We start from the raw sequence: 25,446 nt of genomic DNA on the forward strand, positions 1-25,446 counted from the left end.
CGGAAACCTCGCAAACCCACGAAGGAGAACACACCCATGCGGGTCGTCATCGCCGGTCAGGGCTACGTGGGACTGCCTCTCGCGGTCCGTGCCGCCGAGGTCGGGCACACCGTCGTCGGCTTCGACGTCGACGACGAGCGGATCAAACGGCTCGCCGCCGGTGAGTCCTACGTCGACGACATCTCCTCGGCGCACCTCCAGCGGGTCCTCGCGTCCGGCTCGTTCCACCCGTCGTCGGACCCGCGTGCCTGCGCCGGCTTCGACGTCGCCGTGATCGCGGTGCCGACCCCGCTGCGCGACGGCAGCCCCGACCTCAGCTACATCGAGGACTCGGCCCGGACCCTGGCCCGCTACCTGCGGCCCGGCGCGACCGTCGCCCTGGAGTCGACCACCTACCCCGGCACCACGACCGAGCTGGTCGCGCCGTTGCTGGAGGAGGGCTCCGGCCTGATCGCCGGTGTCGACTTCCACCTCGGCTACAGCCCCGAGCGCATCGACCCGGGCAACCGGGAGTGGAACCTGGTCACCACCCCGAAGGTGGTCTCCGGCATCAACCCGGCGTCGCTGGCCATGGTCCAGGCGTTCTACGCGTCGGTGGTGGAGAAGACCGTGCCGGTCTCCGACCCCAAGGTCGCCGAGCTGGCCAAACTGCTCGAGAACACCTTCCGGCACGTCAACATCGCCCTGGTCAACGAACTCGCGGTGTACGCGCACGACCTCGGCATCGACGTCTGGGAGGCGATCGGCGCCGCCAGCTCCAAGCCGTTCGGGTACATGCGGTTCGTACCGGGCCCCGGCGTCGGCGGTCACTGCCTGCCGATCGACCCGTCCTACCTGTCGTGGCGGGTGCAGCGGACCCTCGGCCAGAGTTTCCGCTTCGTCGAGCTCGCCAACGACATCAACAACCACATGCCCGACTACGTCGCCCGCCGGTTGGTGTCCGCTCTCAACAAGCGGCGCAAGGCGGTCAACGGCTCACGGGTCCTGCTGCTCGGCCTCGCCTACAAGAAGAACAGCGGCGACGCCCGGGAGTCGCCGGCCCGCCGGGTCGCGTCGCTGCTGCTGGACATGGGCGCCGAGGTCCGGGCCGCCGACCCGCACGTGGTCGAGGACGCACACGTCGACAGCCGGGTCGAGATGGTCCCGCTGACCGCCGACCAGATCGCCGCCGCCGACGCCGTGGTGCTGCTCGCCGACCACGACGACTTCGACCTCGACCTGGTCGTCGAACACGCGCCCTACGTGCTGGACACCCGGCACCGCCTCACCGGCCCCACCGTCGAGTCGCTGTAAGGGAAGAGGTAACCGTGCGCCTGATCTGGAACGGTCTCCAACGGCTGACCGCCCTTCTCATGCTCCTCCTGCTCGCCCCGGTGATCCTGGCGGTCGCCGCCTGGATCCGGATCGCCGACGGCCGGGGCGTCCTCTTCGTCCAGGACCGGGCCGGCAAGGACGGCGTCCCCTTCCGGATGCTGAAGTTCCGCTCGATGGTCCACAACTCGGTCGCGATGAGCGCCAAGCTCGGCATCGACGACCCGTTCGGGCTGATCGAGAACGACCCGCGGATCACCCGCTGCGGCCGGTTCCTGCGACGGACCAGCCTCGACGAACTGCCCCAGCTGATCAACGTGGTGCGCGGCCAGATGAACCTGGTCGGCCCCCGCCCGGACGTCCTGCCGCAGGTCGCCCGCTACTCGCCGGAGGACGCCCGCCGTCTCGAGGTGCGACCCGGCATCACCGGCTGGGCGCAGGTCAACGGCCGCGACGACATCGACTGGGACCAGCGGTTCGTCCTGGACCGCTGGTACGTCGACAACTGGTCGCCGGCCCTCGACCTGAAGATCGTGTGGCGGACCGCGATCACGCTGAACCGCGGCGAACCGCCGGTCCACGTCGACCGGATCAACATCGCCCGTCAGCAGCCCGCCGCCTCCCGCGCCGATGAGGAAGTCAGCCGTGCCGCCTGAGATCGGCTCGGAGTTCCACTGGGACCCGGCCGCCCTGCTCGACCCCGAGCGGGGCGGTCTGCCCCGGTGGCTCCCGGAACGGCACGAACTGTTCGCCACCGGATGCGGCGCGCTCAGCACCCTGCTGCGCACGCTCCCCCCGGCCGGGCGCCTGCACGTGCCCAGCTACTTCTGCATGGGCGTCGCCGAGTTCCTCGCCCGGCAGATCCCGATCACCTGGTACCGGCACCTGCCGAACGAGGGCCCCCGCTGGGAGACGCTGCGGGCCGCCGACGGCGACATCGTCCTCGCGCAGAACCTCTTCGGCCGCGAGGAGGGCACCGCCTGGCACAACTGGACCCGGGCCCACCCCCGCGTCACCGTGATCGAGGACCACTCGCACGACCCGTTCAGCGACTGGGCGCGCACCAGCACCGCCGCCTACGCGGTCGCCTCGCTGCGCAAGACGCTACCCCTACCCGACGGCGGCCTGCTCTGGTCACCGTCCGGGCACGACCTGCCGCGACCCTCCGGGACCGGGTCGCGGCCGGCCGGCCTCAAATTCGCGGCGATGCTGCTCAAATCCGCCTGGCTCGACGGCCGCCCGATCCCCAAGGACCGCTTCCGCGCCCTGCAACAGCAGGGCGAACAGGAAATCCTCGGCAGTGCGGCGGAGACGTCCGCGATCACCGCGGCGGTGCTGCCCTTCCTGAATGCGGAGGGGATACGGTCGTCGAGCGCTCGGAATGCGCAAGAGGTGGCCACGGCGCTCGCTGGTCATGCGCTGGGTGCCGGAGGTTTCCGGGTGCAACTCGTGCTCGCCTCCGAGAAGGAACGGGACGCTCTGCTGGCGTACCTCGCAGGGGTCGGGATCTTCGCCCCGGTGCACTGGCGGCAGGACCGTGCGGGCTTCTGGAGCGGCGACGAGGAGGCCGCCGACCTGGCGGACCGGATGCTGACGCTGCCGGTCGACCACCGCTGCGGCCCGGCCGATCTCCAGCGCATCGTGGAGACGATCGAAGGATTCGCTCGCATGGATCTTTCTGGAGCAATATGATCCGAGAGTGACTTGCCGGTCCACATTGAGTGATCATGCAAGGCGTGATCAAGGGGGTGTGCCATGACCTCCATGAGCTGGTTCGCACTGGGGATGGCCGTCTTCGGCGCCTTCAGTTACGCGACCGGGTCGATCCTGCAGGCGATCGGCGCCAAACGCAGCCACAGCACGGCCAGCACCCTCGGTCATCCGCTCTACCTGATCGGCATCGTCTTCGACATCGTCGCCTGGATCGGCGCGATCGTCGCCCTCCAGCACCTGGCGGTCTACGTCGTCGAGTCCGTCCTGGCCGGCTCGCTGGCGGTCACCGCCGTCGCCGCCTGGCTGTTCCTCGGCTCCCGTCTGCGCCGCCGCGACGTCGTCGCCATCGTCTGCACCACCTGCGCCCTCGGCGTCCTCGCCCTCTCCGCCGGCCAGCAGCACGAGATGCTGCCGTCCACCCAGGTCCGCGTCGGGCTGGTGTCCGCGTTGGTCCTGCTCTGGATCCTCGGTTACGGCGCGACGAGGACCGGCCGCCCCGGCCTGATCGCCATGATCGGCGGTTTCTCCCTCGGCGGCGCCGCCATCTCCGGCCGCGCCCTCCAGTTCCCCGAGGAGGAGATGCGCCAGTTCACCACCGGTGCCGTCGCCGTCGTCACCGAGCCGGTCACCTGGACGATGATCGCCTTCGCCCTGACCGGCATGCTGCTCTACGCCAGCGCCCTCCAGGGCGGCGAGGTCGGCCGGGTCACCGCCGTCCACTGGACCGGCGAGGTGGTCCTCCCGTCGATCATCGCCCTGACCCTGATCGGCGACACCGTCCGTCCCGGCTGGGAGCTGCCGGCCCTGGCCGCCGGCCTGGTGACGGTCGGCGCCGCGATAGTCCTGGCCTCGGCCCCAGCGGCGGTGGCCCCCGCCGGCGACACATCGGTGCCCGCCACCGCCGGCTACCCCGGTGCCGTCGTCGTCCCGCCACCCCGGGCCGGCGCCCTGCTCCCCGCCGAGGCCTGGCGCCTCGCCATTCCCGCCGAGGCGTATTGGCCGGCGCTGCAGCCCCCGCTGGTCCGCGGTTACGGCAACTTCATGTGGTGGGGCGCCGCGTCAGCCCCCCAGCCGTTGTGGATCCCACCGGACCGCACACTGTCCGCGCCCGGCGCGATCCCGGCGTGGGCGGGCCCCCAGCTCCCGGAGTCCCGCACCACCACGGCTGCCGGCGCCCAGCCGATCCTGCGCCGCGCCCGCCGCTTGACGACCCCACGCCACGCCGCCCTCCCCCCGGGCCGCCGCTCCAACCGTCCCGCGGCCTGATCGCCTGGCGTTGCGCGGCCTGATCTTCTTTCGGGCGGCCGCTCCAGTCGTTGCGCGGCCTGATCTCTGGCGTTGTGCGGCCTGATCTTCTTTCGGGCGGCCGCTCCAGTCGTTGCGCGGCCTGATCGCCTGGCGTTGTGCGGTCTGATCTTCTTTCGGGCGGCCGCTCCAGTCGTTGCGCGGCCCTGATCGCCGGGCATTTCGCGGCTTGACCCTCCGGCGTTCCGCGGCCCGAACTGTCGTCGGGCCGTCGCTCCAGCCCTTCCGGGTTTCTGCTCTCCGGCGGTTCCGTGTTCTGCTTTCGGTTTTTCGCGGATGTCCGGCTAGCGTGGTTCGATGCAGCGACATTCACATCATCCGGACGCGACGGCGGCCGGCGACGTCCGGGTGGCGCTGCAGAACGCTTTCGACACGCTCGGTGTCCCGCTGGAGGCCCTGCACTCATCGTCGCCGGGGTGGGCCCGGACCCACGCGAGGGCCGTGGCCGGTGATCGCGAGGCGCAAGTCCACATGAGCCCCGGCGCACGAGCCTTCTCGATCGGCTTCTGGACCTCCGGATTCAATCTGGCCGCCGGCTCGACCCCAGACCTTGCCCAGGCCGCCGCGGCGATCAGCATGTTCCTGAACGGGGCCGGCCTCCGGCAGATCCACGAAGCCTGGCCCTTCATGACCTACAGCGACTTCGCCGAAGCCCTCGAACGAAGTGAAGCCGACGCGATCGACTTCTGGTGGCGCCGCTTCCTCACCCGGCCACGCCCACCCGACCGGCGCGGCGACCTGCACGACTTCCTGGTGGAGGCCGAGGCCGAACCCCGCCTGCGAGCCCTGTTCCCCTTCACCAGCCACGCCGACCTGGGCCTCCGCCGTCTGGTCCGCTCCACTCCGAACACGGCCCTGGCCTGGGTGCGCCCGTTGGGCGACGGTCGATACCTGATAGCCGGCCCGGACCGGCGCCAGCTCTACACACCTGGCCCGACGCCCAAGAACATCTGGGGCGAGGACCCGGAGCCTGGTGCGCTGGGCCCGGCAGCCGCGCGGGAGAGCGTCGCCTTGACGCTGGCCGTCATGGACAACAGCACGCAGCACTAGCCGGCCCACACCCCACCACGTTCCGCCGCATCATCCCGCGCCGTCTCCCGCGCGGGCTTCCGCGTCGGCTTCCGCGCGGGCTTCCGCGTCGGCTTCCGCGCGGGCTTCCGCGTCGGCTTCCGCGCGGGCTTCCGCGTCGGCTTCCGCGCGGGCTTCCGCGCCGTCTCCCGCGCCGTCTCCCGCGCCGTCTCCCGCGCCGTCTCCCGCGCCGGTTTCCGCCTGCCCTTCTTTGCAGACCGCCCTGCACGGCTGCCTGCCTCGCCCGTGCCCGTCTGCTGTTCCGCGCGTCGGTTCTGTCCCGTTAGGCGTGGCTTCGACCGATGGGCGGCGGGTGATGGCCGGGTGGTCGTCGGTGGGAAGTGCGAGGTGCCAACTTGTGGCCGGATCCGCTGGAACCGGTCGGGCGAACCCACCGCCGCAGTAGCATCGGTGGCACCCGAATGCCACGGTGGTGGTCGATGTGAGTCTTTACTGGTGGTCGATCGAAATTCTGGACGGGCCACAGTCGTCCGCCGTCCGATGGCGGGACGTGCATCAGGAGACCATCGTGTCCGCAGCGGTCTCGTTCGGTGCGCGGGAGTGGCAATGGCACGTCTTCGGATGGGGTGTCCTCTTCGAGGTCGCCTTCGAGTCCGACGAGACGTGGCCGGAGTTCCGCTCGTTGCCCGCGGTTCGCGCGGTGCTCGACGCGGTTCCCGATCCGGTCAACGGCCTGCTGATCTATCCCGGTCGCGGCGGTAGTGCCGGCCGTCTCCAGCCCCGGCGCCCACGACCGACTTCCGGAGCAGGCGCCGTCCCGCTCCCTCGCGAGGAGATGCCCAGCCGGGTCACCCTGGCCACCGCCGAGCCGGCCCCGACCACCGCAGGCGTCACGGTCTGACCGCTGACCGGCCTTCCGGTGAGTGATCCGTCCTCGGGCTGGCCATACGTCGGGCATCATTGGCTGCCGGCCCCGCCATCGGCCGCCCCCGGTACACGGTGCCGTGCGGCCGCCGTGGTGCGTGGTGTCGTTCGGCCGCTGTGGTGCGTGGTGTCGTTCGGGCGCCGCGGTGCGTGGTGTCGTTCGGCCGGCAAGGTGTGCGCGGCTTCTATGATCCGTGGGCAGGCTGCGTTGGTCAGCGCGCACGTTGGCTGATCGGGTGCTCCGGTCGTCGTGATAGCGCCGCGCGCTCAAGGGATTTCGGGAATCGGCAACACCACCACTCGGGTGGTCAATATCAACCCGAAAAGGACGTATGGATTCGAGTAGCCGGCCACCTCCGTCGGGTTGCGTGACACTTCCCGATACCCGAGGTCATCGGATGCCTCGCTGATGCGGTGACCACCGACGTTGCGGGACTTACTTCGGCCGATCTTGACCGGCTTACCACCGGAAGGGGTGGTCGATCGGGCAAGATCCGGCAGGGTGGCCCGGGTGAACGTTCGTGGTCAGTGCGCTGGGTGCGATCGGCTGCCATGCGGATCCGATTCGCGGACGTCCGCCGATCGGCCCCACGGATCTCGCAGACGGTCGCCAACGGCATCGATCTACTCGCATCGGCCCGCGAAGCCGCGTATCGATAACCGTGGTGGGTGTTGGGAGGTGGCAAGGAGCGAAGGGCGCGGAAGAGAGACGGAGGGTGGGAGGGAGGCGGGGCGGGCGGGACGCCGGGCGGAAGGGAGAGCGGGACGCCGGGCGGAAGGGAGAGCGGGACGCCGGGCGGAAGGGAGAGCGGGACGCCGGGCGGAAGGGAGAGCGGGACGCCGGGCGGAAGGGAGGGCGAGGCGCCCGGGGGGAGAGCGAGGCGCCGGGCGGGAGAGGGGTGAACGGCCGCCGCCGAGAGAGGAGGAGGGCGACGGCCGTTCGGTTGGGGGGCCCTACGGAACGGTGATCGTCAGGTTGGCCACGTAGCCGGCCGAGACGGAACCGGTCACCGTGGCCATCTGTGTTGCCGCCAGGTCGTCGCCGAACACCATGTCGCTGGCGAGTGTGATGCGGCTCAGGTTGGTGACGCTCTGGGAGTAGCCGGTGGCGCTGGCGTAGACGGTCCGGGAGATCGACTCGGGCAGCGCGATCTGTGACGTCTTCTTGATCAGCCCGGAGGCGCTGGTGGCGGCGGCCAGCGACGAGTAGACCTCGAAGTGGATGTGCGGCCACCGGCCCGAGTAGCAACCGGGGTAGATGCTGGTGAACGTCACCGTGCCGGACGAGTTGGTCACCTGGATGCCGCGCAGGTAGTTCTGGTTGGTGACGCCGGACGAGTAGAGCGAGTACCGTCCGGCCCGGTCGCAGTGCCACGCGTAGATCGCCGCGCCGACCGTCGGTGTGCAGGCCGAGTTGAGCACGGTCAGCGAGAACTGCAGCGGAACGCCGGGTGCGGTGGTCGTCGATGTGCCGAACGACGACCGGATGTCACTGCGCACGATTCCGGAGAGCACGCGTACGTTGGGCCCGTTGGAGCCGTCCGCCGGGTAGGGTCCGGCGGTCTCCGAGTCGACCTCGGCCGCGCAGGCCGCGAGTGCCGGGTCGGCCGAGCCGCCGATCAGCGCGCCACCGGCGACGGCCAGTGCACCGGCGCCGCCGACCGCGGTGAGCATGCGCCGCCGGGTCATCACCGGAAGGTCGTAGGCGAGCCCCTTGTCGTGCACCTCGCGCACGAACGCTTCGTTGTCCTGCATGGGTTTCCTCCTGCCGTTGGGGGAGACCGCAGCAAAACATCGAAGTCTATGAATGACCTGTGGTTGATCTCCACGCCGTCATACCGGCTGGGTCATCCCAGGCCCGGCTGGTCGTCACCGCTGTCCCAGCGGCCTTGAGACAGCGGTGACGACCAGCCGGTTCAGAAGTAGACGTCCTCGTGTGACTTCTGGTAGCCACGGATCCCGTCGAGGCGGCCGGTGGTGACCGCGTGGGCCCAGGACGGGTTGGCCAGCAGGATGCGGCCGGCGGCCACCAGGTCGTACTCGCCGCCGGTCAGGCCGTCGAGCAGGCGCGGGAGTTCGTGGAGATCGCCGGTCAGGCCGACCGAGCCGACGGTGATCGACGGCAGGCCGGTCAGTTTCCGGGCCCAGCCGGCCAGGTTCAGCGGTGATTCGGGGAACGCCGGGTCACCGAAGCGCCGCTGCGAGGCGTGCAGGACGTCGGCGCCCGCGTCGGCCAGCGGTGTCAGCAACGACTCCAGCTCCCGCGGCGACCCGGCGATGCGTGCGTCGTAGTCCCGCTCCTTGAACTGGGAGAACCGTACGATCAAGGGGGTTGTCGGGGGGATCGCGGCCCGGACCGCGCGGACCACCTCGGCCGGGAAGGCGCTGCGGTCGGCGCCGTAGGCGTCGGTGCGACGGTTGGTGACCGGCCACAGGAACTCGTCGAGCAGATAGCCGTGCGCCGCGTGGATCTCCACCGCGTCGAACCCGGCGCGGACCGCCACCCGCGCCGACTCGGCGAACGCGCCCACGATGGTGTCGATATCGGTCACCGACATGGTCGACGGTGTCCACGCCGCGATTCCGTCGGCCGCCCTCCGCTCGCTGCCCAGGTGCCACAGCTGGGCGGCGATCCGCCCGCCGGCGGCGTGAACGGCGGCGGTCACCTGCCGCCACCCGTCCTCAGCGGGCCCGGCGGTCATCCGCGGCACGGTCGTCTCGTGGCTCGCGCTCGGGTGCCCGACGAGCGTGCCCTCGGTGACGATCAGGCCGATGCCGCCCGCCGCCCGTCGCGCGTAGTAGCCGGCGACCTCGGCCGTCGGCACCCCGCCGGGCGAACGGAAACGGGTCATCGGGGCCATGACCAGGCGGTTCGCGAGCTTCAGGGCACCGACGGCGAAGGGGCTTGCCAGAGGATTCATGGACGGACGTTAAGACTTGACACCGATGTAAGGTTCAAGGCGATGTGAGCGGGGAGACACACATGCGGATCGGCGACCTCAGCGCCGCGACCGGCGCCAGCGCACGGTCCCTGCGCTACTACGAAGATCAAGGGCTTCTGCAGAGCAACAGGGGTACGGGCGGACAACGCCACTATCCAGTAGGTGCGATCGACCGCGTCACGCTCATCAGGAGCCTGCTCGCCGCCGGCCTGTCGACGGCGACGATCCGTGACGTGCTGCCGTGCGTGGCCGACGAGACGATCCGCACGCCGTGGCTGGCCGACCGTCTCACCGGCGAGTTGCGCCGCATCGAGTCACAGATGGCCGACCTGCGCCGCACCCACGACATCCTGGCCGACCTGGTGGACCGCTACCGGTAGGGCGGGAAGCGCCCCGCCATCATCGCCTCCGTCGGCAGGCCGCACAGTTTCTCCACCGCCACCATGTCGGTGATCACCCGCCACGTGTGGAAGTCCTGCCGGCCGGCCGCGAATGCCGCCTTGTACCGGAACAGCGAGTCGTCCGAGCCGCCCACCCCGCCCCCGATGTGGTGGATCAGATGGCCGTGGTCGCGGCCCCACAGCCGTACCTCGTGGTAGAGCAGTTTGTCGGCCCACCAGATCTGGCCGTCCCGGGTGGACTGCAGGTGGGTCTGCATGATCCCCCGGTGGGCGAAGAACAGGTTCCCGCCGAGCACCTCCCCACTCCGCACGGCCACCGCCAGATGGGCCTGTTCCGGCAGGGCCGCCCGCAGGTGGTGGAAGTGGTCGAGGCCGAAGAAGTAGAAGTCGGTGGCCCCGACCCGCCGCATCGTCGCGTGATAGGTCGCCACCCACTCGTCGAGCAGATCCCAGTCGTCGACGACGATCCGTACCCCGGCCCGTTTCGCCTTGTTGATCTGGTTGCGGTGGGTGCGGTGGGTGTCCTGCCACAGTTGCTCGGGCGTGAGTGTGAGATCGGCCGACACCGTCTCACCGTGGTGCACCACCGCCCCGGCCCCGGGAAGTGCCGCGGCGAGGACCGCAATCGGCGCCGGGAGCAGCGGGTGCAGCCGGGTGAAGACACTGATCACGTCATGGGTGCGCAGCAGCGCCGCCATGTGCCGGACGGCGCGGGCCCAGAAGCCGGTGTCCGACGGCGGGACGTCACTGACCGGACCCGGGTAGCCGTAGGGCGAGACCGCATCACGCAGCCCGGTGCCGGGGACCGTTCGCAGCACCAGTGGCAGCAGCAGTACCTGGCCCATCTCGTCGTAGCGGAACGCCACAGGTGTGCCCCCGGACAGTCTCGCGTCGAGAGTCACGTACCCGGGAAGGTGGTAGACGTCGTGGTGGACGCGCCGTAACGCGTCCACCCACGCCGGGTCGCCGGGTTCCAGCAGGGCGCCTTCGGCCATCGGGTCATCCCTTCACAGTCGTCACGCGGTGTTGGGCAGGATCGCGTGCCCGGTCGTCACCTGGCCGGCGTCGTTCCGGCGGCGGGCCCGGCTCCAGCGGCGGGCGCTCAGCGTCCACCGCAGCACGGTGCGGGGGATCGCCGTCTGCGTCGCCATGTGCAGCAGGTACCGCCAGGTCGGATACTCGCCGCGGCGGTTCGACAGGGCGTAGGAGAAGCGGCTGGCCGGCAGGTGGGCGTACTCGGGCATCTTCTCGAACCAGGCACTGCTCGCCCGCGCCGCACGCTGCAGCGGGGCCATCGCCGCCTTGCGGCGGTGTTCGTAACGCTCCAGGGCCACCGGCAGATCGTCGCCGGACGCGACGGCGTCCGCCAGGGCCATCGCGTCCTGCATGGCCAGTTTGGTGCCGGAGCCGATCGCGAAGTGGGTGGTGTGCGCCGAGTCGCCCATCAGCACCACGTTGCCGTGGTCCCAGCGCTGCGCGGTCACCCGGCGGAAGCTCTGCCAGCCGGTACGTCCCACCTCGGCCCGATGGTCGATGAGCCCCGCACCGTCCAGATGGGACGCGAAGATCTGCCGCAGCCGCTCGGTCCCGGCGTGCGCGTCGAGGGTGTCGAACCCCAGGCCGGACCAGGTCTGCGGGGTGCACTCGACGATGAACGTGCTGGTCTCGTCGTCGAACGGGTAGGCGTGGAACCAGACCCAGCCGGCCGGTGTCTCCTCGAACCCGAAGGTGAACGTGTCGAACACCTTCGGCGTGCCCAGCCAGATGTACTTGTTGCGGGCCACCTCGACCTCGGCGCCGAAGTGCTCGGAGTGCGCCTCCCGGATCTTGCTGCGCGCCCCGTCGCAGGCCACCACCAGGTCGGACGGCGGCAGGTCGGCGGCGTCGGTCAGCTCGCCGGACCAGGTGATGGTCACGCCCAGCTCGACGGCCCGCTCGGAGAGGATCTCCAGCAGCTTGTGGCGGCCCAGGCTGAAGCCGTACCCGGGCAGGTGGCTCGTGGGTTTTCCGGTGGCCCGGACCTCGTACTCGTCCCACTTGTACGCGGCCTGCCAGATCCGTTCGGCGCTGACCGGGTCGTACCGGAACAGGTCGTCGAGCAGGTCGTCCCAGAACACCACCCCCCAGCCCCAGGTGACGCCGGCCGGGTTGCGTTCCAGCACGGTGATCTCGTGGTCCGGGTTCGCGAGCTTCGCCAGGGTCGCGAAGTACAGTCCGGCGGGCCCTCCGCCGACACAGGTGATCCGCATGACGGGCTCCTATCGGTAGGCCGGGAAGGTGGTGGTCAGGTCGGCCGGATCGGCGTCCGGGCGGCGTTCGCGGACCAGCCGCTCGTAGGCGTCCGGGTCGGCGACCACCCGCCAGGTGTGGAAGGCGTTCCGGCTGGGCGAGAACCCGGCCTTGTACGAGAAGAGCGAGTCGTTCGCGCCGCCCTTGCCGCCGCCCAGGTGGAACACCTTGTCGCCGCGGGACCTGCACCAGCGGCGCACCGAGTCGTAGAGCAGCTCGTCGGCGTACCGTTTCGGGGCCCGCCGGGTCGACGACACGTAACCGGTGGCGATCCCGTCGTAGGAGAAGAACGTGTTGCCCCCGACGACCTCGCCGTCCTCCAGTGCGACGACCAGGTGCATCCGGTCGCCGACCGCGTCGTGCAGCGCCGTGAGGTGCTCACGGGTGAAGAAGTAGTACGAGGTGGCACCGACCCGCCGCATGTTGTCGTGGTAGACCTCGACCCACTCGCCGAGCCGGTCCCAGTCGTCGAACACGATCTCGGTGCCGGCCCGTTTGGCCCGGTTGATGTGGTTGCGATGGTCGGCGCGGGTCTGCTTCCACATCTCGTCCTCGGAGACGGTCAGGTCCATCGACACGGTCTCGCCGTGATACACGAGCGTGCCGTGCGAGCCGAGGACCGGCGCGTCCAGCAGGGGGTGCAGCCGGATGAAAGCCGACACGATCCCGGCGTCACGCAGGGTGTCGACCAGGGCGGTGCAGGCCGTCTCCCAGAAGAGCCGGTCCCTCGTCGAGCCGACCGGGCCCGGGTAGCCGTACGGCGAGATCGCGTCCTTGAGGTCCGTGCCCGGGATCTCCCGCAGGATGAGCGGAATCAGCACCCGCCGCCCGTGGTGTTCGTAGTGGAACGCGGCGGGGACGCCGCCGTAGAGCCGGGCGTCGAGCACGACGTAGTCCGGCACGTGGTACATGTCGTGGCCGACGTGCTGGAGCGTCTCCTTCCACTCGCGTGCCTCCGGTTCCAGCAGCGATGCCGTCATCTCAGATGTCCCTTCCGGTGCTCAGGCCCGCAGCAGACGGGCGTTGAGCGCCATGTTCGCGGCGAACTGATCGTTCACCACCTGGTGTTTCTCCAGCCGTAGTTGCACGGCCGGGTCGTAGCGGCCCAGCTTCACGAAGCCGTCGGACCACCAGCCGTTGTCGGTGCCGGTCCCGTCCACATAGGCGTGATATGTCGTCCCGCCCGGCCAGATCACCTTGGTGAGCAGGGCCGAGAACGCCGCCATGTCGGCCGCCGACCATCCCTGACCGCGGTCGCGGGCCTCGGCCACGTAGGTGACGACCGCGTTGCCGTGCCCGACGTCCTGGCCGGGCCGTTTCGTCGAGTCCCACACGTCGTTCCAGAACCAGGCGGTCGGCTCGGCCGGGTTGCGCCGCAACTGCTGGCGCAACCGGGTGCTGATCTGGTCGACGACGGTGTTGCAGCGGGCCTTGCGGGCCTGGTCGGCGGTGAGGTGGGCGATGTTCATCGCGATCAGCGCCCAGTGCGAGGCCATGTGGGTGCGCTCGCGGTAGATGTAGCTGTCGGTCCCGCGGGTGTACCACTTGTCGAAGACGTTGGTCTCGGCGAAGGCGAGCAGCCGCCGGTAGCGGGCCTGGTATCCGGTGTCGGTCAGGCCCTTCATGGCCACGAGCAGGTTGGTGCCGTACCGCCACAGGTACGACTCGTAGAGCGGCACCTCGTCACCGCCGCCACCGGCCCGGCTCGACCCCCAGCCCTGGAACCGGTCGGAGAACGAGCTCCTCGCCAGCGACGTCGACGGGGCCGCGGCGGCGACCACGTTCTCCATCCAGATCAGGCCGCGGTCGAGGAAACGCCGCTGGCCGGTGGCCCGGTACATCGCGGTGCACGCGTCGACGTCGTACGCCAGGTCGTAGTGGTCCCGGCTGTCCTTGGAGCGGCTCAGCGGCGTGGCGTTGCCGTACGCGAAGTCCCAGCTCTTCATGAAGACGCCGGTCCAGTGGGCGACCGGCTTGGTCTTCGCCGCCTCCTCGACGGACGGCGGGGGGGCCGGCATAGGTTCCCGCAGTTCGGGGACGTCCTCGCCGCCGGCACCGCGGACCAGGTGCAGCCCGGTCGCGCCGGCCGCCAGCGCCCCGCCGAGCCCGGCGGCCAGGATCGTGCGCCGTCTCATCGGGCCATCACCGGCACCGGTGCCGTAGCGCGGGCCGGCACCAGCGCCGACGCCGCCGCCAGCGCCGCGAACATCCAGGCCAGCCGGGAGTCGTAGTAGTCGCCGGAGAACAGGCCGGACAGCGCCACGAAGACGGTCGCCGCCACGGCCAGGCCGGTCAGCTGGGGCCGGGCACCGCCGCCACGCACGATCCGGGTCCACAGCACGATCGAGACGGTGAGCAGGCCGAGACCGGCCGTCCCGCCCTCGGCCGCTACCGCGAGCACATAGTTGTGCGGGTACTCGACGGCCTGGTTGACGCCGATCAGACCGTAGAAGCCGTCGAGCCCGGAGCCCGCGACCGGATAGTCGATGAACATGTCGGCGGCGGCCATCCAGATGTCGGTCCGCCCGGAGAGATATTGTTCCTGCACGGTCTGTTCAACGAACCGTTCCTGGAACAGGTCGGTGAACTCCGGTGGGGCGAGTGCCCAGATGGCGCCCACCGCGACCACCGCCACCAGGCCCGCCGCGGCGATCGCCCCGCCGCGCAGCCGGTGCCGCAGCTTGAGCAGCGCGGCGAAACCGACGACACCACCGGCGACGAGCGTGCCCCGCGACCCGGACAGCACCGTGGCCAGCAGGAAGAGCGGGATCACCAGCAGCGGCAGGATCCGGCCGGTCAGCATGAACAGGGCGACCGCGCTGATCACGCCGAGCACCTCGATCCGGGCGAACACGTTGGGCCCGCCGCCGAACGCCGAGTAGCGGCCCTGCTCGCCCGGCCCGCTGATGAAGATCGCGGCCAGCGCGTAGACGATCGCGGTCACGAAGAAGAGCTGGAACGTGAACCGGGTGACGGTCTCCGGGTCGCTCAGCGAATACCGGTAGAAGGCCAGCACCAGCACACCCAGCAGCACCAGGTCCAGGGTCTGCGGGCCGATCCGGGCGGCAGGCGGCGCCCACAGCGCCGAGGCGATCTGGAAGAGGAAGAACAGCAGAGCCGCGAGGAGCCAGCCCTCCCTGCCGACCTTCTTCCAAGAAGGCCCGGCAGAACAAGCGAGACCGAGGAACACCAGCGCCACCAGCAGGCCGATCACCCGCAGGTCCACCCACGCCAGGTCGAGCAGCCCGGCCCGGTCCAGGGTGTACCGGCCACCGATCGCGACGAGGACCAGCAGCAGGCCGGGCGCCAGGAAGGCCTTGTTCACCGTCGGCCCACGATCCGGCTCGCCGCGATCGCGAAGACCAGGCAGGCACCGTAACCGGCGAGCGAGCCGTAGGCGGCACCGAGGATGCCGAGGCGGGGGATCAGCAGCAGGTAGGCGGCGAAACTCACCACGAACCCGGCGATCTCGGCCGCCGACACCAGCCCGCCGTGCCCCTTGGCGATCAGCAGGCCGAGGCTGATCCGGGAGACGGCGTACAGACCGGCCGCCGCCACCAGCGGCAGCACGATCACCTTGGCGTCCGCGTACTCGTGACCGAACAGCGGCTCGATCAGCAGATACAGGCCGCCGGCCACCAGCGGGACGACCACCAGCACGTAGACGGCCGCGGCCAGCACGATCGGTGCCGCCTTGAGACCGCCCTCGTTGTGCGAGGCCCGCCACCTACCCAGACGCGAGTCGGCGTACGCCCGGATCGGCCACGCCAGCAGCTCGGTCATGGTCGCCACCGACGTGTAGTGGCCGAGTGCCGCGGTCGACGCCAGCGCCGGGATGACCAGCCGGTCCACCCGCAGCATCGCCATGTTCGACAGCGCCGCCGGGAACAGCGCCAGCCCCTCCCGGCGTACCTGCCGGTTCTGCTCCGGCAGGACCGGCCCGGCACCGGCGATCACCGGCAGCCGCAGCCAGATCACGAGGTAGACGACGGTCGGCGTGGCCCCGGCGATCAGGTAGGCCAGGAACCACCACTCCGGGTGACTGGCATGGCCGACATAGAGCCCGACCAGCATGCTGAACAGCAGCAGCGCCTCGATCACCCGGGCCAGCAGGAAGTCCCGGACCCGTCCGACCGCGATGGCGATCGACCGGGTGGCGAGGCTGGTCGCCTCGATCAGGGCGAACCAGGCGAGCATCGCGACGATCAGCGGGCCCGGCGTCAGCCGCGCGGGCGCGGCCACCTGCCAGATCACCGCACCACCGAGAAACAGCAGGCACGGTACGGCGAGCAGCCGCCCGTAGGCACGAACAGCGGGAGCGGGCGCCACATTGTGGTAGGCCGCCACGAAACTGCGCTCGGTGCCCAGCAGCAGCAACTGGGTGGCCAGGTAGACCACCTGCAGCAGCAGCGCGACCTCACCCCGGTTGGCCGGGCTCAACGACCGGACCATCAGGATGTTCGCCGCCATCGCCACCGCACCGGTCAGCACCTGCGACGCGAGCAGCTGGACGGACGGTTCCCGCAGCACCTTCCCGGCGAGGGCGACCGGGCCGGCCGCTGGGCTCCCGATCCGTAGATCACTCACGGCGCTGTTGCTCCTCGTCGGCGTCGTCGTCGGCGCCGCTGCGCTGGGCCGGCACTTCCGGGGACTGCTCGTTCTCCATGTCCGGGTCGGAGTCCGAGTCGGCGACCCGGGCCCGGCCCCGGGCGGTGCCGACCACCGGCAGCGACACGAACGTGTCGTCCAGGCGCGGCGACTGGGTCGGGTCCAGCCCGAAGACCAGGTCGGGGCTGTCCATGCCGGTGTTCACGTCGGCCGGGCCGTGCCAGGAGCCGGTCTCCGGCAGCTTGCGCGGCAGCGCGTTCAGCACCGCGCCGGCCACCTTCGCGCCGACCCGCTGGAGCAGGTCGATCGACTTCTCCACATCCGCGGTACGGGTCCGCCCGGCCCGGACGACGAGCAGCGCACCATCGGTGACCTGCCCTATCACCGTCGCGTCGGCGACACCCTGCAACGCCGGGCCGTCCACCAGCACGATGTCGTAGCGTTCGGTGAGCGTGCGGACGGTCGCGCCCAGACGCGGCGAGGCGAGCAGCTCACCCGGGTCGGGCGCGTTCTCGCCGGCCGGCAGCACGGTCACCCGGCCACCGAGCGAGTCCTGCAGCACGTCCGGCATCCGGGCCGTGCCGGCCAGCACCTCGGCCAGGCCGGGCGCGCTGTCCAGCGACAGGTACCGCCCGATTCCCGGCGTGCGCATGTTGGCGTCGACGAGCACCACCCGGGCCCCGGTCTCGGCCATCGCTATGGCCAGCCCGCAGGTCACGGCGGTGGTGCCCTCCTTGCGGCTCGCGCCGGTCAGCAGCAGCGACCGGCCCCGGACGGGTGCCGTCGCGGCCGGTTGCTCGGCCAGCACCGGCAGCAGGCTGCGCAGCCGGCGGAAGGCCTCGGCGAGCGCCTGATCCGGGTGACCGGACCGGGAGCGGCCGCCGAGCGAGATCGTCCCGACCGCGTCGAGGCCGAGGCGCCGCAGGTCGTCCTCCTCACCGACGGTGCCGCCGGTGGCCTCCTTGACGGCGATCGCCGCCGCCCCCAGCAGCAGGCCCAGCACCGCGGCGAACCCCGCGTTGCGAGCCAGGTCGTCCGGTTCCTCGACGGTGACCGCGTCCTGCACGATCGACACCTGGGTACCGGGACCGGCGTCCGGGTCGGCCGGGGTACCGATCTGCCGCGCCAGGCCGACGAGCACCGACGCGGCGGTGGTGACGATCTGCTCGCTGCGGTCGGCGTCCTGGTCGGTCGCCGCGATCTCCAGCAGGTCGGTGCCCTCCCGGATCTGCGCGGACAGGCTCTTCTGGACCTGCTCGACGGTGATCCCCGGACCCATCCGGTCGACCACCGCCTGTCCCACCCGCGGGCCGGTCAGCAACGCGATGTACGAGTTGAGCCGTCGCGCCCCCGAGTCGGGGTCGGCGTTGCCCGAACTGACGTACAGGACCATCGACGACTTGTGGCCCGGCGCGCCGGCCAGGGTCAGCCCGGTCGCGATGCCGGCGGCGACCAGCACCGGCACCAGCAGCCAGTGCCATCGGCGCCGGCAGGCCCGGACGTACGCACGCAGTTCCACGGTTCCCCCGAATCAGGTGTTGGCGGGTTCGAGCTGTGCCGACCGGTTGAGCACGGCCTCGAACTTCTCGAAGAGCAGGTCCCGGGAGAACTGCTCCACGGCCAGCCGGTGGGCGGCGTCCCGGGCCCGTTTCAGCCACAGCTCGTCGCGCAGGTGCCGGGCCAGCTCGGCCCCGGCGCTCTCGGTGTCGACCGGGTCCAGCACCAGGCCGGCCCCGGTCTCGCGGAGCAGGTCGGCCTGCCAGCCGCCGTAGTTGATGGCGATCGGCCGGGACGCGGCGAGAGCGTCGAAGAACTTGTTCGCCGAGTTGTCCCAGAGCCCGCGGACCGGGCGGACCGTGCTGCTGGACATGGTGGCCGCGCCGAGGATCACCGGCAGTCGCGACTTGGGCACCTTCTCCCACATGTGCACGACCCGGCCGAGCAGGCCCAGCTCGGCGGCGAGCGCCTTCGTCGGCTCCCACTCCTTACCGTGGCCGACGATCAGGAACCGCAGGTCCGGGTCCACCTTGGTGGCCGTGTGCATGGCCCGGACCAGGTACTCCACGCCGTTGACCACACCCAGGGCTCCGGTGTAGACGATCAGTGGGCGGTCACCCAGCCAGTCGTTCTCCGCGCGGAACCGCCGTACCTCCTCCGGGTCGACCCGGAACAGATCCAGGTCGGCGGCGTTCGGGATGACCGTGGTCGGGGTGCCCGGCCGGCGGGCGGTGACACCGGCGGCCATGCCGGGGGAGAGGGCGACCACCTCGGCGGCGTTGCGGTAGGCGAAGTGCGCCAGCCCGCCGGCCAGTCTCCGGGCGATCGGGTTGCGCAGTGCGCCCAGCTCGATCGGCACCTCGGGCCACAGGTCGCGCACCTCGAACACGAACGGCACCCGGCGCAGCTTCGCGGCGATCACGCCGGGCACCGCCACGGTCAGCGGTGTGCTGGTGGCGAAGACCAGGTCGGCGCGCAGCTTCGCCGCCTTCGCGGCGGCCAGGACCATGAACTCGGCGAAGGCCCGCAGGCGGCGGGCATAGGACATGTTGTTGTTGTACGGAACCTTGAACCAGTGGACCGTGACGCCGTCCTCGACGGTCGTGGTCCAGCCGATCTGCCGTGCGCCCGGGGTGATGTCGGTGGTGATCACGTCGACCGTGTGCCCGCGCGCCACCAGCCGGCGGGCCTGCTCGTAGGAGCGGATCCCGCCGGCCATCTGCGGATTGCAGTAGTACTGGTGGATGTAGACGATGTGCATGCGTCTCAGCCCTCCCGAACCGCGTCGACGACGCGTCTCCGGTCGTCGTCGGTCAGAGCGGAGCCGCTGGGCAGGCACACCCCGCGGCGGAACAGGTCGGCGCACACCTCACCGCCCCGTGTCACGCAGTCCTGGAAGACCGGCTGGAGGTGCATCGGCTTCCAGGCCGGGCGGGCCTCGATGTTGCGCCCGTTCAGCGCGGCCAGCAGCCGGTCCCGGTGCTCCGCGCTGTCGGCGAGCACACAGGTCAGCCAGTGGTTGGGGGTGCCGTACCCGGCGATCGGCATGAAGGTCAGGCCGGGCAGCTCGGCGCGGTAGAACTCGGAGGTCGCCCGGCGGGCGGCGATCATCTGGTCCAGCCGCTGCACCTGGCCCCGGCCGACCGCGGCGAGCAGGTTGCTGAGCCGGTAGTTGTAGCCGACGGCCCGGTGCTCGTAGTGCGCGACCGGCTCGCGGGCCTGGGTGGACAGGTGCCGGGCCTGCTTGGCGACCCGGCTGTCGTCGGTGACGAGCATCCCGCCGCCCCCGGTGGTGATGATCTTGTTGCCGTTGAAGGAGAGCACCCCGGCCAGCCCGAACGACCCGGCCGCCGCTCCCCGATAGGTCGCGCCGAGGGCTTCGGCGGCATCCTCGATCAGGGGTACGCCGTACCGGTCGCACGCCTCCAGGAGCGGGTCGTAGTCGGCGCACTGGCCGTACATGTCGACAGCGATCACCGCCCGGGGCAGGCTCCCGCGGGCGGCCCGGGCCCGCAGTTCCTCGGCGACCAGGGCCGGGTCCACGTTCCAGCTGTCCGGTGTGGAGTCCACGAACACCGGCCGCGCCCCGAGGTAGACGACGGCGTTGGCGGTCGCGGCGAACGTGAACGACGGCACCAGCACGGTGTCGCCGCGCCGCACCCCGGCCGCGATCAGGGCCAGGTGCAGTGCCGCGGTGCCGCTGCTCAGCGCCACCGCGTGCCGCACGCCGACCCGCTGCGCGACCTGCTCCTCGAAGGCGTCCAGGTCGGGGCCGACCGGGGCCACCCAGTTCGAGTCGAAGGCGTCCAGCAGGAGCCCCCGCTCCAGGTCGGTGACGTCGGGCGGGGACAGGTAGATGCGGGTGTCGGTACGGATGTCAGTCATGGACGCGTGTCCTCACGGCCAGGATCGGCCAGGCCGGGTGCAGACCCTGCCGGCGGATACACATCGGGGAGTCGCCGGCGTGCATGGCCGGGCGCAGGGTGCTGGAGAAGCTGCGGTAGCCGGCCCTGCGGGCGACGGCCACGTCACGTTCGCGGTAGTCGACGGACGGGTGGCCGTACGGCGCGGCGAAGTCCCGGACCTCCACGCCGAGCTCCTCCTCGATCTCCCGCTTCGAGTCGACCAGCTCGCGGGCCGCGGTCTCGTCGTCCTGGTCGGACAGCCGGTGATGGGTGACCGTGTGCGAGCCGAAGTCGAACCCGGACGCCGCCAGGCCGCGGCAGTCGTCCCAGGTCAGGTTGCCCGGCTGCCCGACCATCCCGGAGGTCAGGAAGAACATCGCCGGAACCTTCATCTCCAGCAGGACCGGCGCGGCCACGTCACGCCAGGTCAGGTGGGCGTCGTCGAAGGAGAGACAGAAGACCGGGCCGGTCAGTGGCTGCTCGCCGGCCAGGATGCGCATCGCCTCGTCCCAGGCGACCATCGGGCCGATCCGCTGGAGGGCACGCAGGTGACGGCGCAGGTCCTCGGCGTACTCGGCGGGGACGTCGTGGTAGAAGGGGAAATAGAGGCCGGGTGCGCTCGGAAGGCGGCGCCGCAGTCCGGCCGGGGCCAGGATCCGTCCCTGCAGCCGGGGCTTCGCCCGCAGGCGACTGCGCAGCCCCAGCTCGTTCAGGCGTCGTCTGATCGCCGTCTGCATGCGATCGGCACCCTCCCGCTCGTTCGACAGGTCGCGGCCACGGGGCGTCGCCCCGCGGCTCTCCACCCACCTTCGCAAATGGATCCCGGGGTCCGTCAGTAGCAATTGTCATAAGGAACGCGAGTAATATTCGCGTCAATTAGGAATAGCCCGATCGGCTCCTTGCGGAATGGACTTATGGTTGACCATCATCAGGCTCGCCGCACCATAATTCGATCGGGGACCCCTCATGTTGCGACTGCACCGGGTGCAGCCTGACGCCGCCCTCTGGGCAGACCGGGCGGCCTACCCGGATCGGCTGATCTTCCACACTCCCGAGTGGCTCCGTTTCGTCGCCGAGTGCCAGCGCGCCGAGCCGCTGCTCGCCACGGTCACCGACGGCGGTCAGCCGGTCGGCCACTTCACCGGGCTCATGAGCAGGCGATACGGCATGCGCATCCTGGGTAGCCCGATGGCCGGGTGGACCACCTCCTACCTCGGATTCCTCCTGCGCGACGGTGTCTCCCGCCGGTCCGCGCTGGGTGCCCTCATGCCGTTCGCGTTCGGTGAGGCCGGCGCCGCCCATCTGGAGATCCGGGACCGGGGCTGCACCCCCGCCGATCTGACCGGTCTCGGGCTGCGCTGGGACGAGGCGCCCACCGCGGTGATCGATTTGAATCCGGGGGAGGACGCGTTGTTCGGCGCGATGGCGAGCGCCTGCCGCAGAAACATCCGCAAGGCCGAGAAGTCGGGCGTCGTCGTCGAGGAGGCGGACGCCGATCCCGCATTCGCCGACGAATTCTACGATCAATTGCGCGACGTATTCGCCAAACAGAATCTGGTACCCACCTATTCGGTGGAAAGGGTTCGGTCGTTGATCCGTCACCTCGGTCCCTCCGGACGGGTGCTGCTGCTGCGTGCCCGTGACCCGGAAGGGCGGAGTATCGCCACCGCGATCCTCCCGTGGTACCACCGGGCGATGTACTTCTGGGGCGGCGCCAGCTACCGCTCCGGGCAGCATCTGCGTCCCAACGAGACGCTCATCTGGTATGCGCTGCGGTGGGCCCGGGCGCGTGGCGTCACCGAGTTCGACTTCGTGGGTGGCAACGCCTACAAGGAGAAATACGGCACCACCGAGGTCGTCGTGCCGTGGGCGCGCCGGTCCCGGTCGCCGCTCGTCGCCCACCTCCGTGACGCGGCGAAACAGGGTTTCGCCCTGAAACAGCGCACCGTGGCGCGCCTCACCGCCGCCCGTTGAGCGTGGCGCGGGAAACCCACGCATCATCTTTCTGAAACATGTTGAAAGAACTGCAAGAACTTGCAGTCGATCACCGGAATCAATAGTGTCCGAAACCGTGGTCCGGCCGGCCATGCCCACGGCGATCTCCGTTCCCGGCGGAGTGCGCCGCGGCATTCGATGTATCGAAGGCGACCCCGGAGGAAGACATGACACACGACCGGAGCGGCCCGGCCCCGAGAAGACCACGGAGGTGGCGGGCCGGAACGGGCCTGGCCACCCTCACGCTCGCACTGTCCACATTGTCCGGTGTGCCGGCCGCGGCGGCGCAGCCTCCCGACCCGAGGATCGACGACGCGGTGACCGCCGCCGTCAAGGGTGGGAAGCAGACGTCGTTCTGGGTGCTGCTGCGCGGCGAGACCGACCTCACCCCGGCCGCGAAGGCGACGGGCAAGGCCCGTGCCAAGGCCGTCCACCAGGCCGCCCGCGACGGCGCCGCCCGCCGGCAGAAGGGCCTGACGAAGCTTCTGACCAGCCGCAAGGCCGACTTCGACACGTACTGGATCGCCGACACGATCCGGGTCACCGGCGACGCGGCCCTGCTCGCCGAGATCGCTGCCCGGCCCGAGGTGAAGGCCGTCCTGCCGGACACCCCGGTCACCCTGCCGGCCCCGGCGGCCGGCGCGGTGCAGGCGGCCGTCGACGCCGTCGAGTGGAACGTCGACCGGATCGGCGCACCCCGCGTCTGGAGTGAGGACGACGTCCGCGGCCAGGGCATCGTGGTCGCGAACATCGACACCGGCGTCCAGTTCGACCACCCGGCGCTGGCCGCGAACTACCGGGGCCGGCAGGCCGACGGCACGGTCACGCACGACTACCACTGGTTCGACCCGACCGGCATCTGCACCGGTGGGATCCCGTGCGACAACAACGGCCACGGCACCCACACGATGGGCACGATGGCCGGATCCGGCGGCATCGGCGTGGCCCCCGGCGCGACCTGGATCGCCGCGAAGGGCTGCGAGACCAACTCGTGCTCGGTCGGCGCGCTGCTCGCGGCCGGCCAGTGGATCGTCGCGCCGACCGACCGCAACGGCCGGAACCCGCGCCCCGACCTGGCGCCGGACATCGTCAACAACTCCTGGGGCGGCGGAGCGGGCTTCGACCCGTGGTACTCCGACGTGATCCGCTCCTGGCTGGCGGCCGGTATCTTCCCGGCCTTCTCCAACGGCAACGCGGGGCCGGGCTGTGACACGTCCGGGACGCCCGGGTCGTACACCGGCACCTACGCGTCCGGCGCGACCGACGTCAACGACGTGATCGCCCCGTTCTCCAGCCGCGGCTCCGGCCAGGACGGCGGCGTCAAACCCGACCTGTCGGCGCCGGGCGTGGACGTGCGGTCCAGCGTTCCGGGCGGCGGGTACGCCTCCTACAGCGGCACCTCGATGGCCTCGCCGCACACCGCGGCGGCGGTCGCGCTGATCTGGTCGGCGGCGCCGTCACTGCGCCGGGACATCGCCGCGACCAGGACGATCCTCGACGAGACGGCGATCGACACGAACGACACCACCTGCGGTGGCACGGCGACCGACAACAATGTGTACGGGCAGGGCCGGCTCGACGTGTACGCCGCGGTCCGTCTGGCGGCGAGCCCGTCCGGCAGCCTCTCCGGGATCGTGCGGGCGGGGGGCGTACCCCTCGGTGGTGTGCCCGTGCAGGTGAGCGGGCCCGCGTCGCGGACGGTGACCAGCGACGGCGACGGCGCCTATCGTTTCGGCCGCCTGCCGGCCGGTGCCTACCGGATCCGGGTGGCGGTGTTCGGTTACGACACGTTCGAGCAGGATGTGACGATCACCGCCGGCGACGCCTCGGTGGTCGACCCGGCACTGACCGCGGGACCCTCCGGAGTCGTGTCCGGCGTGGTCAGCGGGGCCGGACTGCCGCTCTCCGGAGCGGTCGTCGCCCTCACCGGGACCCCGGTCACGGTCACCACCGGTGCTGACGGGCGTTTCAGTCTGGCCGCACCGGCCGGCGGTTACGAACTCACGGTCCGCCCGCTCGGCGCCTGCTTCGCCGCCGAGACCCGATCACTGACGGTCAGCGGCGATCTCACCCTCGACCTCGCGTTGCGGCAGATCGCCGACGGGTACGGCTACCGCTGCACCCCCGCCACCGAGGACTACCGCCCCGGCACCGACCGTCTGCCGATCACCGGCGACGACGCGGTCACCGAGGTCGCCCTGCCGTTCCCGGTGACCCACTACGGCACCGCCCGCACCCGCGCCTGGATCAGTACCAACGGCGTGATCGGGTTCGGCGCGGCGAACGCGTTCTACCAGAACACCACGCTGCCGGACCCGACCGAGCCGAACGACGCGCTCTACGCCCTCTGGGACGACCTGGTCGTCGACGATCAGGCCGGCGTCTGGACGGCGTCCACCGCGGACACGTTCGTGGTGGAGTGGCGTGACGTGCGGTTCTTCGGTTACGGCGGCCGGATCTCGGTCAGCGCGATCCTGCACGCCGACGGCACCGTCACCTACCGGTACCGGGGGCTGTCCGGTGAGCGGTCGGCCGGCCTCGGCGCCACCGTCGGCGTGGAGAGCCCGGCGGGGACGGCCGGTCTCGCCTACTCGGTGAACGCCGCCTCGATCACCGAGGGCCTGGGCGTCACCTTCCGGCCCGGCCCGCCCCGGATCGCCGCGACCTTCAACGTCACCGCCGAGACCTGGTGGGGACAGCAGACACTGGTCGTCGGGAACCTGCCCGAACTGGGCGGATGGGACCCGGCCCGGGCGGTCGCGCTGGACGCCGCCGGCTATCCGGTGTGGTCGGGCAGCGTGAGTCTGCCGCCGAACACGGCCGTCGAGTTCAAATACCTCAAGCGGGACCCGGACGGGACGATCACCTGGGAACCGGGCGCCAACCGCACCACGATCACACCGCCGACCGGGCAGTACATCACCCACGACACGTTCCGATGAGGACCGGCATGGCACGACCCGTCCGCCACCGGTCGTGCCATGCCCCTATCAGGGCGATTGGCGTGTGACCGCAGGCCCCGATAGT

General features: G+C 70.8%; 21 protein-coding genes. 9 read left to right on the plus strand and 12 right to left on the minus strand.

Annotated features, from left to right (window positions below):
• Window positions 1-36: 36 nt before the first annotated feature.
• From ACFO0C_RS30255 to ACFO0C_RS30280, 6 genes are all read left to right on the plus strand, one after another.
• Window positions 37-1,293 carry a nucleotide sugar dehydrogenase gene (locus ACFO0C_RS30255; protein ID WP_378070115.1) on the plus strand — a complete coding sequence of 419 codons (1,257 nt, stop codon included), beginning with the start codon at window positions 37-39 and terminating at the stop codon, window positions 1,291-1,293.
• Window positions 1,294-1,307: 14 nt separating this feature from the next.
• Window positions 1,308-1,967 carry a sugar transferase gene (locus ACFO0C_RS30260; RefSeq protein ID WP_378070116.1) on the plus strand — a complete coding sequence of 220 codons (660 nt, stop codon included), beginning with the start codon at window positions 1,308-1,310 and terminating at the stop codon, window positions 1,965-1,967.
• A complete protein-coding gene (locus ACFO0C_RS30265; protein WP_378070117.1) occupies window positions 1,957-3,003 on the plus strand; it encodes a hypothetical protein in 1,047 nt (348 codons plus the stop codon). The genes ACFO0C_RS30260 and ACFO0C_RS30265 overlap by 11 nt, the downstream gene beginning before the upstream one ends.
• A gap of 72 nt (window positions 3,004-3,075) precedes the next feature.
• On the plus strand, window positions 3,076-4,290 hold the full coding sequence (locus tag ACFO0C_RS30270) for a hypothetical protein (protein ID WP_378070118.1): 1,215 nt from the start codon (window positions 3,076-3,078) through the stop codon (window positions 4,288-4,290).
• A gap of 336 nt (window positions 4,291-4,626) precedes the next feature.
• On the plus strand, window positions 4,627-5,379 hold the full coding sequence (locus ACFO0C_RS30275; RefSeq protein ID WP_378070119.1) for a DUF6193 family natural product biosynthesis protein: 753 nt from the start codon (window positions 4,627-4,629) through the stop codon (window positions 5,377-5,379).
• A gap of 460 nt (window positions 5,380-5,839) precedes the next feature.
• Window positions 5,840-6,259 carry a hypothetical protein gene (locus tag ACFO0C_RS30280; protein ID WP_378070120.1) on the plus strand — a complete coding sequence of 140 codons (420 nt, stop codon included), beginning with the start codon at window positions 5,840-5,842 and terminating at the stop codon, window positions 6,257-6,259.
• A gap of 977 nt (window positions 6,260-7,236) precedes the next feature.
• On the opposite strand, the gene ACFO0C_RS30285 is transcribed toward ACFO0C_RS30280, so the two are convergent.
• Together ACFO0C_RS30285 and ACFO0C_RS30290 are read right to left on the minus strand one after the other, a co-directional pair.
• The gene (locus ACFO0C_RS30285) at window positions 7,237-8,037 is read right to left on the minus strand and encodes a dioxygenase family protein (protein ID WP_378070121.1); all 801 of its coding nucleotides are present in this window, start codon (window positions 8,035-8,037) and stop codon (window positions 7,237-7,239) included.
• A 161-nt stretch (window positions 8,038-8,198) separates the two neighbouring features.
• A complete protein-coding gene (locus ACFO0C_RS30290; protein WP_378070122.1) occupies window positions 8,199-9,203 on the minus strand; it encodes an oxidoreductase in 1,005 nt (334 codons plus the stop codon).
• A 62-nt stretch (window positions 9,204-9,265) separates the two neighbouring features.
• On the opposite strand from ACFO0C_RS30290, the gene ACFO0C_RS30295 reads away from it, so the two are divergent.
• Complete coding sequence (locus ACFO0C_RS30295) at window positions 9,266-9,604, plus strand: MerR family transcriptional regulator (RefSeq protein ID WP_378070123.1); 339 nt, start codon at window positions 9,266-9,268, stop codon at window positions 9,602-9,604.
• On the opposite strand, the gene ACFO0C_RS30300 is transcribed toward ACFO0C_RS30295, so the two are convergent.
• The 10 genes from ACFO0C_RS30300 to ACFO0C_RS30345 are packed head-to-tail and all read right to left on the minus strand — an operon-like array spanning window position 9,595 to window position 21,161.
• Window positions 9,595-10,620 (minus strand): GNAT family N-acetyltransferase, encoded by a 1,026-nt coding sequence (locus tag ACFO0C_RS30300; RefSeq protein ID WP_378070124.1) that lies wholly within the window; start codon window positions 10,618-10,620, stop codon window positions 9,595-9,597. The genes ACFO0C_RS30295 and ACFO0C_RS30300 overlap by 10 nt on opposite strands.
• A gap of 21 nt (window positions 10,621-10,641) precedes the next feature.
• Window positions 10,642-11,874, minus strand: coding sequence for an FAD-dependent monooxygenase (locus ACFO0C_RS30305; RefSeq protein ID WP_378070125.1), 1,233 nt, complete (start codon window positions 11,872-11,874; stop codon window positions 10,642-10,644).
• Window positions 11,875-11,883: 9 nt separating this feature from the next.
• Window positions 11,884-12,894, minus strand: coding sequence for a GNAT family N-acetyltransferase (locus ACFO0C_RS30310; RefSeq protein ID WP_378070126.1), 1,011 nt, complete (start codon window positions 12,892-12,894; stop codon window positions 11,884-11,886).
• 21 nt (window positions 12,895-12,915) lie between these two features.
• Entirely contained in the window at window positions 12,916-14,049 is a 1,134-nt protein-coding gene (locus ACFO0C_RS30315; protein WP_378070127.1) for a hypothetical protein, read from the minus strand.
• A complete protein-coding gene (locus tag ACFO0C_RS30320; RefSeq protein WP_378070128.1) occupies window positions 14,046-15,239 on the minus strand; it encodes an O-antigen ligase family protein in 1,194 nt (397 codons plus the stop codon). The genes ACFO0C_RS30315 and ACFO0C_RS30320 overlap by 4 nt, the downstream gene beginning before the upstream one ends.
• Window positions 15,236-16,501: a lipopolysaccharide biosynthesis protein gene (locus tag ACFO0C_RS30325; RefSeq protein WP_378070129.1), complete on the minus strand. Its 1,266-nt coding sequence runs from the start codon at window positions 16,499-16,501 to the stop codon at window positions 15,236-15,238. The genes ACFO0C_RS30320 and ACFO0C_RS30325 overlap by 4 nt, the downstream gene beginning before the upstream one ends.
• Window positions 16,494-18,041 (minus strand): polysaccharide biosynthesis tyrosine autokinase, encoded by a 1,548-nt coding sequence (locus ACFO0C_RS30330; RefSeq protein WP_378070130.1) that lies wholly within the window; start codon window positions 18,039-18,041, stop codon window positions 16,494-16,496. Before ACFO0C_RS30330 ends, ACFO0C_RS30325 begins: the two co-directional genes overlap by 8 nt.
• Before the next feature lie 12 nt (window positions 18,042-18,053).
• Complete coding sequence (locus ACFO0C_RS30335) at window positions 18,054-19,280, minus strand: glycosyltransferase family 4 protein (protein WP_378070131.1); 1,227 nt, start codon at window positions 19,278-19,280, stop codon at window positions 18,054-18,056.
• A gap of 5 nt (window positions 19,281-19,285) precedes the next feature.
• The gene (locus ACFO0C_RS30340; protein ID WP_378070132.1) at window positions 19,286-20,404 is read right to left on the minus strand and encodes a DegT/DnrJ/EryC1/StrS family aminotransferase; all 1,119 of its coding nucleotides are present in this window, start codon (window positions 20,402-20,404) and stop codon (window positions 19,286-19,288) included.
• Window positions 20,397-21,161, minus strand: coding sequence for a polysaccharide deacetylase family protein (locus ACFO0C_RS30345; protein WP_378070133.1), 765 nt, complete (start codon window positions 21,159-21,161; stop codon window positions 20,397-20,399). Before ACFO0C_RS30345 ends, ACFO0C_RS30340 begins: the two co-directional genes overlap by 8 nt.
• A gap of 229 nt (window positions 21,162-21,390) precedes the next feature.
• Here ACFO0C_RS30345 and ACFO0C_RS30350 point away from each other — a divergent pair, with 229 nt between their 5' ends.
• Window positions 21,391-22,398, plus strand: coding sequence for a lipid II:glycine glycyltransferase FemX (locus ACFO0C_RS30350; protein WP_378070134.1), 1,008 nt, complete (start codon window positions 21,391-21,393; stop codon window positions 22,396-22,398).
• Between the two features lie 188 nt (window positions 22,399-22,586).
• Window positions 22,587-25,361, plus strand: coding sequence for a S8 family serine peptidase (locus tag ACFO0C_RS30355; RefSeq protein WP_378070135.1), 2,775 nt, complete (start codon window positions 22,587-22,589; stop codon window positions 25,359-25,361).
• Window positions 25,362-25,446: the final 85 nt, after the last annotated feature.

This window comes from Actinoplanes subglobosus, assembly GCF_042650585.1.
Lineage (GTDB): Bacteria > Actinomycetota > Actinomycetes > Mycobacteriales > Micromonosporaceae > Actinoplanes > Actinoplanes subglobosus.